This window comes from Neisseria sp. HMSC31F04, from assembly GCF_001807735.1.
Classification (GTDB): domain Bacteria; phylum Pseudomonadota; class Gammaproteobacteria; order Burkholderiales; family Neisseriaceae; genus Neisseria; species Neisseria elongata.
Map to the genome: position 1 here is coordinate 1 of NZ_KV790813.1, position 14,892 is coordinate 14,892.

At 51.4% G+C, this 14,892-nt stretch carries 14 protein-coding genes and 1 pseudogene; 10 read left to right on the forward strand and 5 right to left on the reverse strand.

The features are described from left to right. Positions 1–229: 229 nt before the first annotated feature. The 3 genes from HMPREF3107_RS07420 to lpxC form a co-directional block, all read right to left on the reverse strand. Entirely contained in the window at positions 230–1,381 is a 1,152-nt protein-coding gene (locus tag HMPREF3107_RS07420; RefSeq protein WP_070454702.1) for a hypothetical protein, read from the reverse strand. 14 nt (positions 1,382–1,395) lie between these two features. Then, positions 1,396–2,844 (reverse strand): decarboxylating NADP(+)-dependent phosphogluconate dehydrogenase, encoded by a 1,449-nt coding sequence (gene gnd, locus HMPREF3107_RS07425; protein ID WP_070454704.1) that lies wholly within the window; start codon positions 2,842–2,844, stop codon positions 1,396–1,398. Positions 2,845–3,207: 363 nt separating this feature from the next. Then, the gene (gene lpxC / locus HMPREF3107_RS07430) at positions 3,208–4,128 is read right to left on the reverse strand and encodes a UDP-3-O-acyl-N-acetylglucosamine deacetylase (protein ID WP_070454706.1); all 921 of its coding nucleotides are present in this window, start codon (positions 4,126–4,128) and stop codon (positions 3,208–3,210) included. Between the two features lie 448 nt (positions 4,129–4,576). Here lpxC and gap point away from each other — a divergent pair, with 448 nt between their 5' ends. Together gap and ubiG are read left to right on the forward strand one after the other, a co-directional pair. Further along, positions 4,577–5,584, forward strand: a complete 1,008-nt coding sequence (gene gap, locus HMPREF3107_RS07435; RefSeq protein ID WP_070454709.1) for a type I glyceraldehyde-3-phosphate dehydrogenase — start codon at positions 4,577–4,579, stop codon at positions 5,582–5,584. 149 nt (positions 5,585–5,733) lie between these two features. After that, complete coding sequence (gene ubiG, locus HMPREF3107_RS07440; protein WP_070454711.1) at positions 5,734–6,453, forward strand: bifunctional 2-polyprenyl-6-hydroxyphenol methylase/3-demethylubiquinol 3-O-methyltransferase UbiG; 720 nt, start codon at positions 5,734–5,736, stop codon at positions 6,451–6,453. A 66-nt stretch (positions 6,454–6,519) separates the two neighbouring features. On the opposite strand, the gene tsaA is transcribed toward ubiG, so the two are convergent. Next, the gene (gene tsaA, locus HMPREF3107_RS07445; protein WP_070454713.1) at positions 6,520–7,200 is read right to left on the reverse strand and encodes a tRNA (N6-threonylcarbamoyladenosine(37)-N6)-methyltransferase TrmO; all 681 of its coding nucleotides are present in this window, start codon (positions 7,198–7,200) and stop codon (positions 6,520–6,522) included. A gap of 100 nt (positions 7,201–7,300) precedes the next feature. On the opposite strand from tsaA, the gene HMPREF3107_RS07450 reads away from it, so the two are divergent. The 8 genes from HMPREF3107_RS07450 (at position 7,301) to gltX (ending at position 14,077) form a co-directional block, all read left to right on the forward strand. Further along, entirely contained in the window at positions 7,301–7,939 is a 639-nt protein-coding gene (locus HMPREF3107_RS07450; RefSeq protein ID WP_070454715.1) for a nicotinamidase, read from the forward strand. A 56-nt stretch (positions 7,940–7,995) separates the two neighbouring features. Beyond that, positions 7,996–8,964 (forward strand): lipopolysaccharide heptosyltransferase I, encoded by a 969-nt coding sequence (waaC, locus tag HMPREF3107_RS07455; protein WP_070454717.1) that lies wholly within the window; start codon positions 7,996–7,998, stop codon positions 8,962–8,964. 21 nt (positions 8,965–8,985) lie between these two features. After that, the gene (locus tag HMPREF3107_RS07460) at positions 8,986–9,312 is read left to right on the forward strand and encodes a hypothetical protein (protein WP_070454719.1); all 327 of its coding nucleotides are present in this window, start codon (positions 8,986–8,988) and stop codon (positions 9,310–9,312) included. A 236-nt stretch (positions 9,313–9,548) separates the two neighbouring features. Further along, entirely contained in the window at positions 9,549–10,295 is a 747-nt protein-coding gene (locus tag HMPREF3107_RS07465; RefSeq protein ID WP_070454721.1) for an electron transfer flavoprotein subunit beta/FixA family protein, read from the forward strand. 10 nt (positions 10,296–10,305) lie between these two features. Continuing rightward, positions 10,306–11,238 (forward strand): electron transfer flavoprotein subunit alpha/FixB family protein, encoded by a 933-nt coding sequence (locus tag HMPREF3107_RS07470; protein ID WP_070454723.1) that lies wholly within the window; start codon positions 10,306–10,308, stop codon positions 11,236–11,238. A gap of 244 nt (positions 11,239–11,482) precedes the next feature. Beyond that, positions 11,483–12,100 carry an IMPACT family protein gene (locus HMPREF3107_RS07475; RefSeq protein WP_070454725.1) on the forward strand — a complete coding sequence of 206 codons (618 nt, stop codon included), beginning with the start codon at positions 11,483–11,485 and terminating at the stop codon, positions 12,098–12,100. Continuing rightward, positions 12,093–12,650 (forward strand): methylated-DNA--[protein]-cysteine S-methyltransferase, encoded by a 558-nt coding sequence (locus HMPREF3107_RS07480; RefSeq protein WP_246828611.1) that lies wholly within the window; start codon positions 12,093–12,095, stop codon positions 12,648–12,650. Before HMPREF3107_RS07475 ends, HMPREF3107_RS07480 begins: the two co-directional genes overlap by 8 nt. A gap of 32 nt (positions 12,651–12,682) precedes the next feature. Further along, complete coding sequence (gltX, locus tag HMPREF3107_RS07485; protein WP_070454729.1) at positions 12,683–14,077, forward strand: glutamate--tRNA ligase; 1,395 nt, start codon at positions 12,683–12,685, stop codon at positions 14,075–14,077. A 53-nt stretch (positions 14,078–14,130) separates the two neighbouring features. On the opposite strand, the pseudogene HMPREF3107_RS07490 reads toward gltX, so the two are convergent. Beyond that, positions 14,131–14,862: pseudogene (locus HMPREF3107_RS07490) on the reverse strand (DUF2167 domain-containing protein); the annotation flags it as partial. Positions 14,863–14,892 lie beyond the last annotated feature (30 nt).

A 14,892-nucleotide genomic window follows, 5' to 3' on the forward strand; every position in this document is an offset into this window, starting at 1 on the left:
GGATTTTGGGGGGATTTTGCAAAGGTCTCAGGTAGATTAAATTTTGAATAAGTATTAAAGAATGTCCGTATAGCGTGAATGGACAGAATGCCAGAATTTCTTACATACGTTGGATACCAAACGGGTAAAGATTTCATGTATCAAAACATGATTTACAAAATAAATGCTACAGGCAGTTTGGGCAGGTAGCATCAAAGATTTTCCAAAATGTACTAAAGTCCGCTACGCCTTATATTTCCCGCAAAAAGCGGCTTTGCGGCAAACGTTCGTTCGAGCCGCTGTAATCCACAACCAAGCGCAAACCTTCTCCGCCGCGTTCCAACAACACGCAAACCTTACTCTGACGTTGCTGGCCGGAAAACAGTAGCAGGCGCGGGCGGCGTTTTCCCTGCAATACGGCCTTGGCCAAACGCCACGGCGCGAGATTGGCCATCAGCCGAACCAACTCTTCCTGCCAATCGTCGCAGTGTACAGCATCGCCGATATTCAGCAGCAAACCGTGCAGCACTTGCGCCAAATATTTGTCCCAACCGATACCGTATAAAGCCAGTGCGTCATCGAAACGGCCTTCTGCCAACGCGTCAGATGCTTGGGCGGCACGTTCCTCGTCGCCTGCCGTACCGTTGCGGACACTTTCAGACGACCATTCTTCACCGCTGTGCCAACGCCATCGTTCGTCAGCCCAACAATGAGTCTGGTTTTCCACAATCAGTTTTTCCGCCGCAAAAACCAGCGTATTTTTTGCCGCCGCACGCACCACCAAAGCCGGACGACGGCGCATATGGCCAACCGGCGGGCCATACCACGCCAAAACAACCGTACTTCCTTTGGCCGCATTGCCGCGCTTGTCGCGAGGAAAGCCTTCGGCGATACGCTCCCTGTCTGCCGCCGCATAATCGGCAGCCAAGGCAGCTTTATCCCCTGCAGGCCAATCCGCCGTATCGGGCGGAGTTCCTTCCGGCCAAACAAGCTGCTGCGGCAAAACGGCAGACAGCGGGGGCAAATCTTCGGCGGCAACCCGCAACGGCAAATCTTGCCTGATTAAACGGGTGCTTTGACAAAAATCCAGCCAATCTTCCACAAAACCGACCGCTTCATCCAAATCGCAGGTGTAAAAAATTTTACCGCTTTCGCAATCCAAACGCCAATGCGGTTTGCCATCGGCGGGAAACGGTTGGAAAACGACATCGCCACCTTGCACGGAAACAGCGGATATAACCAAAGGCCCATCACAATCGGGATGTGTCAGCAACAGGCTGATATCGGGCAAAGGTGCATATTCGGCAAAATGATGCGACAAAACGGCGGCATCAGGCAGTTTTTGTACGGCAAAAAGCACTTGGTTGAGAAAAGGCAGACGCGGATTATCGTCGGCAATCATGTTTTCAGACGGCCTTAAACATCATAAGTCGTCGAAGCCGTATCGCCGCCGGTACCCGTCCAATTGGTATGGAAAAATTCGCCGCGCGGTTTGTCGGTGCGTTCGTAAGTGTGCGCGCCGAAATAATCGCGTTGCGCCTGCAACAGATTGGCCGGCAGGCGTGCCGTGGTGTAGCCGTCCAAAAAAGTCAGCGCGGAAGTCATGCACGGCATGGGCAGGCCGCATTCGACGGCCTTGGCCGCCACTTTGCGCCAAGACGGCAGCGCGGTTTGCAGGATATTTTTGAAATAAGGGTCGCTGCCCAAGAAAACCAAATCAGGATCGGCTTCATAAGCGTCGCGGATATTGCCCAAGAACGCGCTGCGGATAATGCAGCCTTCGCGCCAAAGCAGGGCGGTGTTGCCGTAGTTCAGTTCCCAGCCGTTGGCCTCACCCGCTTCGCGTATCAGCATAAAGCCTTGGGCGTAAGAAATAATTTTGGATGCCAGCAAGGCCAGACGGAGGGCTTCCAGCCATTCCGCACGGTCGCCCGCCACTGTTTCGACGGTATGGCCGAACAATGCGGCGGCAGTTTCGCGCTGTTGCTTAAAGGCGGAAACGCAGCGGGCGAAAACGGCTTCGGAAATCAAAGTCAGCGGAATACCCAAATCCAAAGCGTTGATGCCTGTCCATTTGCCGGTGCCTTTTTGTCCGGCGGTATCGAGTATTTTGTCTACCAGAGGCAGGCCGTCTGAATCTTTATAAGCAAGGATGTCGGCAGTAATTTCAATCAGATAACTGTTCAGCTCGGTTTTATTCCATGCGGCAAAAGTCTGCTGCATTTCGTCGGCACTCATGCCCAAGCCGTCTTTCATAAACTGATAGGCTTCGCAGATCAGCTGCATATCGCCGTATTCGATGCCGTTGTGCACCATTTTGACGAAATGCCCCGCACCGTCGCGGCCGACCCAGTCGCAACAAGGCTCGCCTTGCGGGGTTTTGGCGGAAATGGCCTGCAAAATGGGTTTGACAAACGGCCAGGCTTCTTCGCTGCCGCCGGGCATAATCGACGGGCCGTTACGCGCGCCTTCTTCGCCGCCGGACACGCCCGCGCCGATAAAGCGTATACCTTTGGCGGCCAGCTCGTGTGTACGGCGGGTGGAATCGGGGAAATTCGCATTGCCGCCGTCGATGATGATGTCGCCTTCTTCAAGGTGCGGCAACAATTGGGCGATAAAGTCGTCCACTACTGTTCCAGCCCGAACCATCAACATGATTTTCCGTGGTTTTTCCAGTTTTTCCACCAAATCGGGAATGCTGTACGCACCGATGATATTCGTGTTTTTTGCCGCGCCGTTGAGAAAATCGTCCACTTTGGAAACGGTGCGGTTGTAGGCCACTACTTTGAAGCCTTTGTCGTTCATGTTGAGTATCAGGTTTTGTCCCATTACGGCCAAACCAATTACGCCGATGTCGCCTTTCATCAGGTGTCCTTCAAAATTCGGTTGGAAAATGGCGTAACTTTACCCGATTGCTGCTGTTCCTGCTATGATTTTTGGTTGTTTGCTTTGATTTTTATACTGTTTTTATGAAATTTTATAACAAAGTCCCAATTTTACGGTTTTGTTTTGTTTGCCGTTATTTGTACTTTAATATGTTTTTATATAAACAGATTGTTTTGTTGAACCGTTAAATTATCTGTGGATAAGCTGTTTTATGTTTTATTTTTCAAATGATTAGGCCGTCTGAAAAGCTGTCGGCAACCATTCCGTTTACGCAGGGATGATTGTGGACTGTTTTCAGACGGCCTCTGTTTTCTGTGGATAAACCCGATTTTTTCCCGCTTTTCAGACGGCTTGTCCGTTTATTTGAAAGAATGAGGGCGGAATCAGGCTGTCGTCGGGAAATTCCACCCACTGATAGGCGGTTTCGTCGGCCAATACTGCCCGCAACAGGGCATTATTGATGGCATGACCGGATTTGTAACCTTCAAACGCGCCGATAATCGGATGGCCGACGATATATAAATCGCCGATGGCATCAAGGATTTTATGGCGCACGAATTCGTCGGGATAGCGCAGGCCTTCGGGATTCAGCACGTCGTTGTCGTCGATAACGATGGCGTTGGACAGATTACCGCCCAAACCCAAATTATGCGACCGCATCATTTCCACTTCCTGCATGAAACCGAAGGTGCGGGCACGGGCGATTTCGTCCACATACGATTGGCCGGCAAAGTCGATTTCGAAAGTCGGCGGGCTGCAATTGAATACGGGATGGTCGAATTCGATGGTCAGCGTTACCTTAAAGCCGTTGTGCGGAGTGAATTTCACCCATTTGCCGTCGGCCTTTACTTCCACCGGTTTGATGATTTTCAAGAAACGCTTTTGCGCCTTCTGATCGATAATGCCGGCATCTTGCAGAAGGTAGAGGAAAGGCAGGCTGGAGCCGTCCATAATCGGAATTTCCGGCGCACTGAGCTCGATTAAGACATTGTCCACGCCGTAGGCCGCAAGGGCGGACATGATGTGTTCGATGGTGCCGACCCGAACGCCTTGTTCGGTTACGATGGTGGACGAAAGACGGGTGTCGTTGATTAGATAGGGCGACAAACGGATGATTTCGCCTTGTTCGCCCGATAAATCGCTGCGGCGGAACATGATGCCTTCGTTTTCTTTTGCCGGATGCAGGGTCAATATCACCCGTTCGCCGGAATGCAGGCCGACGCCTGTCGCGCTGACCGATTTTGCCAAAGTTCTCTGCCGCATATCGCTTCCTTTCCAATCCTAATCATGCCACGTCATCATACGGTAAAAATACGATATCGGCAGCAGGTATTCCATAAATTTTTCCAATCTTTCAGACGGCCTCAGCCTGATGTGGACAACCGCTGCCGAAAAATATCCGCAACCTGGTTTTGTCCACAGATATGGAGGCCGTCTGAAAAAATATCCACAGTATTCAAAAAAGAAAAATTAGCGTTATCCACCTATTTGAACTTAACATAGTGCCATGAAATAAATGCATAATTTTGATTATCCACAATAAATTTCAGCATTCATCGGCATCATCAATTTATATTTTCATATTATTTGGTATCTTTTTACGACAAATCGGCAAAATATAACAGGTAACCTTAGGTAGTCCGTGCCGAATATGATAAAACAGACCGGCGATATTTCTTTACATCAAAATATTGAAGACAAGGAGTGAGACATGGCTATTAAAGTGGCAATCAACGGTTTCGGACGCATCGGCAGACTGGCTTTGCGCCTTATCAGCGAAACACCGGGCATCGAAGTAGCGGCAATCAATGACCTGACACCGGCAGACATGCTGCTGCACCTGTTCAAATACGACAGCACACAAGGCAGGTTTGGCGGAAAAGCGGAATTGAAAAACGGAAATATCGCGGTAAACGGCAAAGAAATCAAAGTATTTTCCAATCCGAATCCCGAAGAACTGCCGTGGGGCGAACTCGGCATAGACGTGGTTTTAGAGTGCACCGGATTTTTTGCCAAAAAAGAAAAAGCGCAGGCCCATATCCGGGCGGGCACGAAGAAGGTAATGATTTCAGCCCCGGGCGGCAATGATGTCAAAACCGTCGTTTTCGGCGTGAACCATCAGATTTTGGACGGCAGCGAAGAAGTGGTTTCCGCCGCTTCCTGCACCACCAACTGCCTGGCGCCGATGGCCGACGTATTGCAACGTGAATTCGGCGTGGTTCAGGGTTTTATGACCACCGTTCATGCCTACACCGGCGACCAGAATACTTTGGACGCGCCGCATCGGAAAAACGATTTCCGCCGCGCCCGCGCCGCCGCTTTGAACATTGTGCCGAATACCACCGGTGCGGCCAAAGCCATCGGCCTGGTGATTCCGGAGCTGGCAGGCAAACTTGACGGCTCGGCGCAGCGCGTACCCGTCGCCACCGGCTCGCTGACCGAATTGGTTTCGGTCTTGTCGCGCGAAGTAACGGTTGAGGAAATCAATGCCGCGATGAAGGCTGCCGAAAGCGAAGCCTTTGCCTACACGGAAGATCCGATTGTTTCTTCCGACGTTATCGGTTTGCAGGCCGGTTCGCTGTTTGATGCCACGCAAACCCGCGTTATCGGCAGCGGAAATAATCAGTTGGTGAAGACCGTATCGTGGTACGACAACGAAATGTCTTACGCCTGCCAGCTTATCCGCACATTGGTTTATTGGGCGGGTTTGAACGCCTAATCCGGTGTCAGTGATTGTTTTGGGCCGTCTGAAAAAGGTTTTCAGACGGCCTTTTGGTTTTCTGCGGCAGGCATTAGGCCGTCTGAAAGACAAATACGGCAGGCGGTGTTTCGGGTACAATGCTGCCGACCTGAAAAACGGAGAATCCAATGAATCAAACCGAGCAACAGCCGAATGTGGACAACGAAGAAATCGACAAATTCAGCCGCCTGGCCGACAAATGGTGGGATAAAGAGAGCGAATTCAAGCCGCTGCACGACATCAACCCCATCCGTTTGGACTATATCGACCGCTTTGCCGGTTTGGCGGGTAAGAAAGTGCTGGATGTCGGCTGCGGCGGCGGCATCTTGAGCGAAAGCATGGCCGACCGAGGCGCGGCGGAGGTCTTGGGTATCGATTTGGCGGAAAAATCGCTGCAAACCGCCGAAAACCATGCAAAGATGAGGCAGTTGGACAATATTGCCTACCGCTGCGTCAGCGTGGAAGATTTGGCGGCCGAAACCCCTCAGGCTTACGACGTCGTTACCTGCATGGAAATGATGGAGCATGTGCCCGATCCTGCCGCCATCATCCGTTCTTGCGCCCGTCTGGCCAAATCGGGCGGCATGGTGTTTTTTTCCACCATCAACCGTAACCCGAAATCTTATCTGCATGCCATTTTGGGGGCGGAATATATTTTGAAGCTGGTGCCCAAAGGTACACACGACTGGCAGAAGTTCATCACGCCTGCCGAATTGGCGCGTATGTGCCGCCAAGCCGGGCTGGATATTGCCGACAGCAAGGGTTTGACTTACAACCCGCTGCTGAAACATTATTCGCTCAGCGATAAAGTGGATGTTAATTATATGGTTGCCTGCCGGTTGGCTTAGTTTGAAATCTTTTCTTCCGAATGGTTTTGAGGCCGTCTGAAAATATCGTTTCAGACGGCCTCAAATTCAAATTGCTCCGATTGGTTTGATTTGAATGATGGCGGCGGTTTGCCCTTCAATCCTAAATTTTACTTCCCAACCGGCAATTTCCATCACATAAATCCGTTCGGCGATGTCTTGGTAGGCCGGGCGCGGGTCTTGGGCGACGGATTGTTCAATCAGGGTTTTCAGGCCGTCTGAAAGGCCGTCCGCCTCAGTCTGCCAAACAATATCCAGCAACGGAGGGGATTCGGCGGCAAAACCGGCAGCCGCGTCGGGGCGGGCTTCGACAAAGGGTATGTAAGGTTTGATGTCGATAACCGGCGTACCGTCTAGCAAATCTGCGCCGCTGCAGTGGATTTTCACGCCGCCGCTGCCGCATTCTATGCCTTCCAATTTCAACAACGACAAGCCGAGATGGTTGGGACGGTGCGGGCTGCGGGTGGCAAACACACCCATTTTCCGTTTTCCGCCCAAACGCGGCGGCCGCACCATAGACGACCAGCCTTCGCCGAGTACGCCGTGAAAGATAAAATGCAGCCAGATGTAGCCGAAACCTTCCAAACCGCGTACGGCATCGGCGGTAAATTCGGGCTTCAATTCGATGACGATTTCCGCCGACGGCACCAGCCCGGGCTGGCGGGCGATGCCGAATTTCTGCGTATAGGGCGAATTCACGCGGCCTATGGTTTCTATGGTATACCGCATTGTGGATAACTATGTTGGTAAGTTGTGCGGATTGTAGCACGGTGCGGCGGTGCTTTTGTTATAATGCCGCTCTGTTTGCGGCCGATGGAAAAATAGCGCCATGATTGTTTCAATTGATGTTGATGCACAGAAAACCTTTACCCCGCTTTGTCCGGCCGAATTGCCGGTGGCCGGCGGGGACACTATTGCCGCGGAGTTGAACGCGCAGGCCGAGTTGGCCGATTTGCGTGTAATGACGAAAGACGCACACAGCCCGAATGCCCGCTGGCTTGTGGATAACCCTGTGGATATGTTGAAACCGACAGGTTTGGCAAACGCTGATTTGACGTGGGTTTCCCATGCGATTGTCGGCAGCGAAGGGTTCGATTTATTAAATGGCCTTCCTGATTATCATGGGTATGATTATTGCGTATGGAAGGGAGTAGACCCCGAATTGCACCCTTACGGCGCGTGTTATCACGATATCGAAGAAAGGTTGAGTACAGGCCTAATCGAATGGCTGATGGCAAAGGGGGCGGAAACAGTTCTGGTGGGCGGTTTGGCCACCGATTATTGTGTCAAACATACGGTATTGCAGCTTTGCCGCAGCGGAGATTGGCAGGTTATCGTGAATGCGGCAGCTTGCCGCGGCATTGCCGAAGAAACGGTTGAACAAGCTTGGCACAAAATGCAGGCAGCCGGAGCAATCGTGTTGCCGAATACTGAAAAAATAAAAGATTATTTGAAATCATCAGTTTGATTCTGTTTCACGTGAAACAGGCTAATGTGGTGCAAAAGGAATCTGGCGATAACGCAATGAAAGTATTATTGGTCCGCCTGTCCAGTATGGGCGATTTAATCCACACTTTGCCGGCGGTAAACGATTTATCCGTCTGCCGCCCCGATATCGAATTGCATTGGTTGTGTGAAGCGGGATTCGCCGATATTGCACAGCTGCATCCTTTTGTGAAAAAAATCCATACCCTAAGCTGGCGGCAATGGCGCAAACAGTTGGGTAAAAGGGAAACTTGGCAGGAAATAGGCCGTCTGAAAACCAATTTGCGGCAAGAAAAATTTGATTTGGTGTTGGACAGCCAAAACCTGATAAAAAGTGCACTGCCGGCAAAAATGGCAGGTGCGCCGGTGTGGGGGTTGGACAAATACAGTGCGCGTGAAAGTTGGGCGGCCTGTTTGTATAACCGCGTGTTTCTTGTTCCTAAGGATCGAGATGCCGTTTGGCGCAACCGCAGTCTGTTTGCCCAAGCATTCGGTTACGAATTGCCGGAAAAATTGATTTTCGGTGCGCAAATTCCCGAAAAAGGCCGTCTGAAAACCGAAAAACCGTATTATGTCGCCCTGCATGCTTCTAGTCGCGACAGCAAATTATGGCAGCCTCAATATTGGCGCGAGCTGATGTGGCTGATGCATGAACGAGACAGCGGTACGATATACCTGCCTTGGGGCAGTGAGAAGGAAAAAATCCGTGCCGAGAGCCTTTCAGACGGCCTGCCGTATGTTCGGGTGTGCGATAAAATGAATCTGATGCAGGCGGCAGAATTATTGCAGGATGCGGCTGGCGTGGTCGGCGTGGATACCGGATTGCTGCATTTGGCCAATGCGTTCGATAAGCCTTTGGTCGGTATTTATACCGATACTGCCCCCGAAAAAACCGGTGTGCAATCGTCGCCGAAAGCAGCCAATATCGGCGGCATCGGCCAAATGCCCGAGCCGCAAACCGTTTTCAAATTACTGTTGCAGGGCATGAATGCGGAAGAGGCCGTCTGAAAACAGATGAAGTAACAAATAATGTCGATAACGAAAAAAGGCAGCCGCCGAATTGTTGTAGACGGCACAGTATATCGTTGGGTGATCCGCCGCAAGCCTTCGCGCGGGCAAGCTGATTATGCCGAACTGCTTACTTTTGCCGTTGTGCAGGAAAATATACGCGGCAGTTTATTGCACGTTAATATGAATGCCGCACGATATGACATTATGTATGACGTACCTCACAGCGTTGTTAGTCCTAAAACGGTTGCCGTCGCTATTCACAAGGCTTTGACAGCAGGTTGGCAGCCCGGATACGGCGGCAGTACATTTTGTATTGTTTGGTCGGAAACATTCCCGGATATTTAAAAAATTAACGGTATTACAGTTTATTGATTGTGCGCCGATGTTTGGTTTTATCAAAAATTTCCTATGCGGACCTTATCCTTGTTCGGGTCGTAAAGCCGGGATTTGTTCGGAAGAAAATGCAAATTTTCAAATAGGGATAAGGCAGCGATTTGTGTAAACCCGTGTGTGAAAACATTCGATTCGGCAATCCGAAAAATCAAAATAATTTCTTCAAAATATAGTCGAAAGGAATTCCAATGAAAGCACTGGTCGCCGTAAAGCGCGTGGTGGATTACAACGTCAAAGTGCGGGTAAAGGCCGATGGCTCGGACGTGGACATCGGCAACGTCAAAATGTCGATGAACCCGTTTGACGAAATTGCGGTGGAAGAAGCCGTACGCCTTAAAGAGTCGGGTAAAGTAAGTGAAATTGTCGCCGTGTCGCTGGGCGGCAAAAAATGCGAAGACACCCTGCGCACTGCTTTGGCCATGGGTGCCGACCGCGCCGTCCATGTTGAAACCGAAGCCGCTTTAGAACCGCTGGCTGTGGCCAAACTGCTCAAAGCTGTGGCCGACAAAGAGCAGCCGCAAATCCTGCTGTTGGGTAAACAGGCGATAGATGACGATGCCAATCAAACCGCCCAAATGCTGGCTGCCCTGATGAATGCGCCGCAAGGTACATTTGCCGGAAAATTGGAAATTGACGGCGGTGAAGCCGTAGTAACGCGTGAAATCGACGGGGGAATGGAAACGGTCGCCCTGAAACTGCCTGCCGTTATCAGTGCGGATTTGCGCCTGAATGAACCGCGTTACGTCAAACTGCCGCAGATTATGCAGGCTAAGAAAAAACCGTTGGAAAAATCCACGCCCGAAGAATTAGGTGTAAATACGGCACCCCGTATGCAGGCGGTGTCCTACGCCGAACCGAAAGCGCGGAAGGCCGGCGAAAAAGTCGGCAGTGTGGCTGAATTGGTGGAAAAACTCAAAGCTGCCAAAGTGATTTAAGGAGAAAATGATGAACGTATTAGTGATAGCAGAACACAATAATCAAACCTTGAATCCGGCCGTCCGCCATGCTGTTTCCGCTGCTGCCAAACTGGGTAGCGTACATCTGTTGGTGGCGGGCAGCGGCGCGGCGGCCGTGGCAGAACAGGCGGTAAAAGTGGCCGGCGTGGAAAAAGTATTGCTGGCCGATGCGCCTCATTATGCCGAAGCATTGGCAGAAGAACTCGCGCCCTTGGTTGTATCTCTGGCTGCCGATTACCGGTACATCGCCTCCGCTGCCGATGCCTTCGGCAAAAATCTGATGCCGCGCATTGCTGCTTTGCTGGATTGTTCGCAAGTATCCGATGTGGTTGAAATCATAGACGGTGATACCTTTGTCCGTCCGATTTACGCCGGAAACGCGCTGGTTACATTGAAATGCACAGAGCCGAAATTGGTGCTGACTTTCCGTACCACCGCTTTTGATGCCGCCGCAGACGGCGGTTCGGCCGAAACCGTTTCTACCGCACCTACGCCCGCACAAAATATCAGCCGATTCGTCAGCCGCGAGCTGCCGCAATCAGAGCGTCCCGAACTGACGCAGGCGCGTGTAGTGGTGTCCGGTGGCAAGGGTTTGGGCAGCAAAGAGAATTTTGATGCCGTGCTGACCCCGCTGGCCGATGTTCTGGGTGCGGGAATAGGCGCATCCCGTGCGGCCGTTGACGCCGAATATGCGCCAAACGACTATCAGGTCGGACAAACAGGCAAAGTGGTCGCGCCCGAGCTGTATATCGCAGTCGGCATATCCGGCGCGATTCAGCACATCGCCGGCATGCAGGACAGCAAAACCGTGGTTGCTATCAATAAAGATCCCGAAGCGGCAATTTTCAATGTAGCGGATTACGGTATAGTGGGCGATTTGTTTGATATCGTGCCGCAATTAACGGCGGCACTGAAACAATAAGGCGTTTCACGTGAAACAGGCCGTCTGAACGGAAACTTAAAAGCATCCTCTTTCAGACGGCCTGTGCTTTTAAACCCATCATTTTTCAAATCCAAAATCCGATGCAGTCAAGACGCAACTATGATTGGAATGGTGTGGAAAGGGTGTGCTTTATGTGCGGTTTCAATATCTGTTTCAAAAAGATGGAAGGCTTATTGTCGGCGGTCTGCAAAGCGGTTTTTATTGTCAGGAAGGCCGTCTGAATATGGCCGATACTTTTCGTACCCTGTCCGCATCGGCTGAAGCAGAATTTAAAGATAAGGGCAGCCGTTTTATTGCCTACGCCTACCCGATACGTACCACTGAAGAGGTAAAAAAACTGGTAGATGACCAGCGACAGGCGCATCATAAGGCACGGCATTGGTGTTATGCCTACCGCCTCGGTACAGACGACCTGCAATTTCGTGCCAATGATGATGGAGAACCTTCCGGCAGCGCAGGACGGCCGATATTGGGGAAGATCGATTCTTTCGGTCTGACCGATGTACTGATTATTGTCGTGCGCTATTTCGGCGGTACACTGCTGGGCGTTCCGGGTTTGATACATGCTTACAAAACAGCTGCAGCCGAAGCCTTGAAAACCGCTGTTGTCGTCGAAAAAAACATCGAAAAAACCGTATTTTTGCGTTGCGATTATCCAAATTTGAACGATGCCGTGAGGATTGCCAAACAGCATCAGGCTGAAATTATTGCACAAGATTTGCAACTCGACTGTCGTCTGACCGTGTGTATCCCGCAAGCCAATTATGAAAACTGTTTGGCTGCTTGGCGGCAGACGCGTGCGATTGATATCAGTGAGCAAGGAAATATGGAAGATGAATAATCACATCCAAAGGCCGTCCGAAAACGCCGCTGATAGTTTAAACCGCATCGAAATAGATACTCCGCTTGGTGAAATGACAGCCGTATTCAGCAGAAAAGGGCTGTGCCTGCTCGAATTTACCGACCAACAGACTTTATCGCGTGAATTACAGGCTGTTATGAAACACCATAATGCGGAGAAATGTATTGAACAAAAGAACGCCGATACTGAAAACCTGCGCCGCCAATTGGCCGAATACTTTGCCGGCCGGCGGCAAAACTTCGACATACCGCTTGATTTAATCGGCACGCCGTTTCAACAGCAGGTTTGGCATATCCTGCAAACCATACCTTATGGCGATACGCGCAGCTACAAACAGCAAGCGGAAGCTTTGGCTAATCCCAAAGCCGTTCGTGCAGTAGCTGCCGCCAACGGTGCAAACAAAATCTCCATCATCATTCCCTGCCATCGCGTTATCGGCAGCAACGGCAAGCTGACCGGCTATGCCGGAGGATTGCCGCGCAAACAGGCATTGCTGGATTTGGAAAGCCACCGTATCCCCCTGTTTTAAATTGAATATCTTACATAAATATTGGAAACAACATGACAATCAAAACCCGTTTCGCCCCCAGCCCCACCGGCTACCTGCACATCGGCGGCGTGCGCACCGCCTTGTTTTCATGGGCGTTTGCCCGCCATCACAAAGGCGAGTTCTTATTGCGTATCGAAGACACCGACTTGGTGCGTTCTACCGCTGAATCCGTCAACATCATCCTCGACGGCATGAAATGGGTCGGTCTCGATTACGACAACGCCGACAACGTCGTGTATCAAACCCGCCGTTTCGACCGCTATAAAGAAGTCATCGCCGAACTCTTGGAAAAAGGTGCCGCCTACTACTGCTATTGCAGCAAAGAAGAGCTGGAAGCCATGCGCGAGAAAGCCGAAAAAGAAGGCACGGCAACTTACGACCGCCGCTGGCGTCCCGAAGAGGGCAAAACCCTGCCCGAAATCCCTGCCGACGTGCAACCCGTCGTCCGCTTCAAAACGCCTTTGGACGGCGTTACCCAGTGGACGGACTTGGTCAAAGGCGAAATCTCCATTCCCAACGAAGCACTCGACGACCTGATTATCGCCCGCGCCGACGGCACGCCGACCTACAACTTCTGCGTCGTGGTGGACGACTACGACATGGGCGTTACCCACGTTATCCGCGGCGACGACCATGTGAACAACACGCCGAAACAAATCAACATCTTAAAAGCCATCGGCGCGAACCTGCCCGAATACGGCCACCTGCCCATGATTCTTAACGAACAAGGTAAAAAAATCTCCAAACGCAGCGGCGATACCGTCGCCATCACCGATTTCGGCGCGATGGGCATCCTGCCCGAAGCCATGCTCAACTATCTGGCTCGTTTGGGCTGGGCGCACGGCGACGACGAGTTCTTCACAATGGAACAATTCATCGAATGGTTTGATTTAAAAGACGTTTCCCCGTCCCCAAGCCGCATGGACTTGAAGAAACTCTACTGGATCAACGGCGAACACATCAAAATCACCGCCAACGAAAAACTCGCGGAACTCATCAAACCCCGCCTCGCCCTACGCGACATTTACGACACGGCAAAACCCGCGTTGGAAGACGTGTTGGCACTGGTCAAAGACCGCGCCCAAGACCTGAACACCCTCGCCGACGAGTGCCTCTACTTCTACGTCAAACAAACGCCTGCCGAAGCGGACGTGCAGAAACACTGGGACGACGAAGCCGCCGCCCGTATGCTGCGCTTCGCCGAACGCCTCGAAGGGCTGGAAGACTGGAACGCCGAAGCCATCCACGACCTGTTCAAACCCTTCTGCGACGAAGAAGGAATCAAAATGGGCAAACTCGGTATGCCCCTGCGCCTCGCCGTCTGCGGCACGGCGAAAACGCCCAGCGTCGATGCCGTGTTGGCACTAATCGGCAAGGAAGAAATGTTGAAACGGATACGTTCGTAAAATAGAAAGGCCGTCTGAAAAGTTTCAGACGGCCTTTTTTAGTTTCGCAAGCACTATTCTTCGCTTTGGTTTTTATCTTTTTTACGCCATAAGCCTTTAAACAACGCGCCTGCACCAATCACGCCGACAGCAATCAATTTGCCAAATTTGGCAAGCAATGCGCCGGCAAGCGCCAGCAAGCCCAGTTTTTTCGCAGCCAATCCGCCGACTAAGGCAGCCAATCCGTATTCCGCCACTTTGTCGGTCGCGGCATTGAAATCACTGTAACGCTTGCCTTCGTTGAATTCGATATTGCCCAATAATTCCCGTGCGATAGGTTTGTATTGGTCTATGCTTTTTAAATCGGTGACCATGGTTAGTTCGATAAAGCCTTCGCGACCAAGCTGGTAAGTGTTGTAGTTGATGGTAAGATTTTGGTCGGGTTTGTTTTTCTCCAAAACGTCAATCGACCAAATCAGGCGATGGGTAGCCGCATCATATTGCGGTTTTTCCACCCAGCCGCGTGTTTCCAATTCAGGCAGGTTGCGGGCGGCACGTTCTTTGTTTTGTTCGGTTGTGCCTTCTTTCAATTGTTCAAGCATGGCTTCGACATCCCATTCCTTGGCATCATCGTCTTTGATGTAGCCGGAATCGGTAAAGGTCAGATCCACCAGCCAGGGAGTATCGCTTTCATCATTCTCTTGTTCCGACAGAATCAGCCCGTAACGGTTGGGGTCTGTACTGTTGCCGGCCTCCTCCATCATGGTGTTGGCGGCTTCTTTTTTGATAAAGACCATTTTAGCGGGCTGAGACCTTTGCAAAATTCCTTTTCCTCA

Bases quoted from the DNA above. Each gene is read 5' to 3' on its own strand.
- HMPREF3107_RS07420 (WP_070454702.1), bottom strand. From the start codon at position 1,381: ATGATTGCCGACGATAATCCGCGTCTGCCTTTTCTCAACCAAGTGCTT.
- gnd (WP_070454704.1), bottom strand. From the start codon at position 2,844: ATGAAAGGCGACATCGGCGTAATTGGTTTGGCCGTAATGGGACAAAAC.
- lpxC (WP_070454706.1), bottom strand. From the start codon at position 4,128: ATGCGGCAGAGAACTTTGGCAAAATCGGTCAGCGCGACAGGCGTCGGC.
- gap (WP_070454709.1), top strand. From the start codon at position 4,577: ATGGCTATTAAAGTGGCAATCAACGGTTTCGGACGCATCGGCAGACTG.
- ubiG (WP_070454711.1), top strand. From the start codon at position 5,734: ATGAATCAAACCGAGCAACAGCCGAATGTGGACAACGAAGAAATCGAC.
- tsaA (WP_070454713.1), bottom strand. From the start codon at position 7,200: ATGCGGTATACCATAGAAACCATAGGCCGCGTGAATTCGCCCTATACG.
- HMPREF3107_RS07450 (WP_070454715.1), top strand. From the start codon at position 7,301: ATGATTGTTTCAATTGATGTTGATGCACAGAAAACCTTTACCCCGCTT.
- waaC (WP_070454717.1), top strand. From the start codon at position 7,996: ATGAAAGTATTATTGGTCCGCCTGTCCAGTATGGGCGATTTAATCCAC.
- HMPREF3107_RS07460 (WP_070454719.1), top strand. From the start codon at position 8,986: ATGTCGATAACGAAAAAAGGCAGCCGCCGAATTGTTGTAGACGGCACA.
- HMPREF3107_RS07465 (WP_070454721.1), top strand. From the start codon at position 9,549: ATGAAAGCACTGGTCGCCGTAAAGCGCGTGGTGGATTACAACGTCAAA.
- HMPREF3107_RS07470 (WP_070454723.1), top strand. From the start codon at position 10,306: ATGAACGTATTAGTGATAGCAGAACACAATAATCAAACCTTGAATCCG.
- HMPREF3107_RS07475 (WP_070454725.1), top strand. From the start codon at position 11,483: ATGGCCGATACTTTTCGTACCCTGTCCGCATCGGCTGAAGCAGAATTT.
- HMPREF3107_RS07480 (WP_246828611.1), top strand. From the start codon at position 12,093: ATGAATAATCACATCCAAAGGCCGTCCGAAAACGCCGCTGATAGTTTA.
- gltX (WP_070454729.1), top strand. From the start codon at position 12,683: ATGACAATCAAAACCCGTTTCGCCCCCAGCCCCACCGGCTACCTGCAC.